Raw genomic sequence first — 2,198 nt, 5'->3', positions numbered from 1 at the left:
CGGTGCCGTGTCGACGCGGGCGGCGCGGACGACGACGTCGCCGCCCGGCCGGGCGGCGGGGCCGCCCAGACCCGCGATCCGCGCCTCGTCGATGCCGGGCCGGAAGAAATGAGGCAGTCGCTCCAGGTACTGGAAGGTCTCCCGGCTGACCGCCAGTTCTCCCAAGCGCACCAAGCGGACCCACTCCCCGAGGGTCCGGGACTTCCCGTCGGGGAAGTGGAAAACCTGTCTCATGACCGCGAGGCCGTTGTCCCCGCGGTGCTGGAAGATGTACTCCGCGCTGGAGAGAGCGGCCGCCCTCTCGTGGGCCGGTGCGCCGTCCAGCAGTTCCGCAGGAGGCCGGACCACCTCCGCGACCGTCTTCACCCTGGTGAGATCCGCCTCACTGAGCAGGGAGAGGCTCTTGAGGTAGGCGGCCGTCTTCTCACCGATGCTCGTGTTGCCCGCGCGCAGCGACAGCAGCCAGTCGCTCAGTAGCCCAAGCCCGGTGGAGAGGGTGACGTTCTGACGCGCCCTGATGACGCCCTTGGCGTTGCCTGTGCGCGCGACGGCGTCCCTCAGCGTGAACGCCAGAATGCGCTCATCGTCCGGGACTCCGGCCAGCGGGTCCTCAGGGGTCGTTGTCACGGGGGACGGTGTGTCCTTGCTCCGCTGCTTCGCGAGGATCAGCTGAGCCGATGAGAAGAAGGCCATCGCCTCGAGGTAACGCACCGTCGCCGGGTGGAGGGGGACGGCTCCGGACCGAGCACTCTTGACCCAGTCGCCCAACTGGCGCACCTGCCCGCTGGACAGCATGACTTCGCGGTGCCACCTGACGCCTTCCAGGCTGTTGAAGTCCGCCATGTACGCCCCGACGGTCAGCGCCAGTACGCGTTCGTCCCCCGGAACTCCGTCCAGCCAGTCCGCGGGCGGCACTGTCCCCACTCCATGGGGAAGCTTCGTCCATGCCTGCCACGGCTGTGCCGGGCGCTGGTGGTCTGGAACTCCGTCCAGCGGCGGGCCCTCAGGGGTCGTTATCACGGTGGACCGTGTGTCCTTGCTCCGCTCCTTCGCGCGGATCAGCTGAGCCGATGAGAAGAAGGCCATCGCCTCGAGGTAACGCACCGTCGCCGGGTGGAGGGGGACGGCTCCGGACCGAGCACTCTTGACCCAGACGTGGAGCTTGCGCACGCGCCCGTCGGGCAGCGTGACTTCGCGCCGCCACTTGGTGATGCCTTTCACGCTCCACTGCTCCGCCACGTACTCTCCGACGGTCAGCGCCCATACGCGTTCGTCCCCCGGAACTCCGTCCAGCCAGTCCACGGGCGGCACTGCCGCCACTCTCGGGGGAGGCGCCGTGCCTACCTGCCCCGGCGGGTTCTCATAAGTCGTTGTCACAGTGGACAGTGCGGACCTGCTTACCTCCTCCGCGCGTTTCAGCTGCTCCGGTGAGAAGAAGGCCATCGCGTCGAGGTAACGCAGCGTCGCCGGGTGGAGGGCGATGTCTCCGGACTGAGCCTTCCTGACCCAGAGGCGGAACTGGCGCACTCCTCCGCTGGGCAGCGTGACTGCGTGGCTCCACGCGGTGATGCCTTCCACGCTGTTGTACTTCGCCACGTACGCCCCGACGGTCAGCGCCAGTACGCGTTCGTCCCCCGGAACTCCGTCGCTGGTGGAGCGCGATCACGTCGTTGGGATGGACGGCTATGTTGAGGTTGTGGACGCCCGCTCTGCCGAATCCGAAGTGATGGTCGGAGGGCGGGCCGTGCCAGGGGTACTGAGCCCACGGTCCCAGCCCCAGCAGGGTCCGCTCCAGCGGATCAAGGATCTCCACGACCTCGGATGTCTGCCCGGCGCCGGTGTTCGTGCCGGTGTTGGTGCCGGGGAGGGTGCCGGGGAGGGTGGTCGCCGCGTCCGGGGCAGTGCCCGGCAGGGCCAGAGCGGGTGACTCGGCGCGGTCTCCGGCGCCGTACTCCCCGGGGGAGTCGACGGTCATCGGTTCCCCGGGGGAGCCGACGGTCATGCGTTCCCCGTCCTCGTCCGAATCCTCGTCCGGCTCGCTGAACAGGCTGCCCGCCCGGCTGAACCCCGGTGTGGTGCCCGGCAGGGCCAGAGCGGGTGACTCGGCGCGGTCACCGGCGCCGTACTCCCCGGGGGAGTCGACGCTCATGTCTTCCCCGTCCTCGTCCGACTCGCTGAACAGACTGCCCGCCCGCTCG

General features: G+C 69.2%; 2 protein-coding genes. One reads left to right on the top strand and one right to left on the bottom strand.

Translation table 11 applies throughout. From position 1 onward, the window contains the following. Positions 1–1,596 (bottom strand): hypothetical protein (locus IE94_RS36600; RefSeq protein ID WP_157849445.1); only part of this gene is annotated, 1,596 nt, incomplete at its 3' end. 404 nt (positions 1,597–2,000) lie between these two features. Between IE94_RS36600 and IE94_RS40705 the strand changes: the two genes are divergently transcribed. Next, positions 2,001–2,198 (top strand): hypothetical protein (locus IE94_RS40705; RefSeq protein WP_209441112.1); only part of this gene is annotated, 198 nt, incomplete at its 3' end.

The sequence above is a fragment of the Streptomyces violaceorubidus genome, assembly GCF_000717995.1.
GTDB lineage: Bacteria > Actinomycetota > Actinomycetes > Streptomycetales > Streptomycetaceae > Streptomyces > Streptomyces violaceorubidus.
The sequence above is the reverse complement of the archived record's forward strand: the minus strand, read 5'-3'. Positions and strand labels throughout refer to the sequence as shown.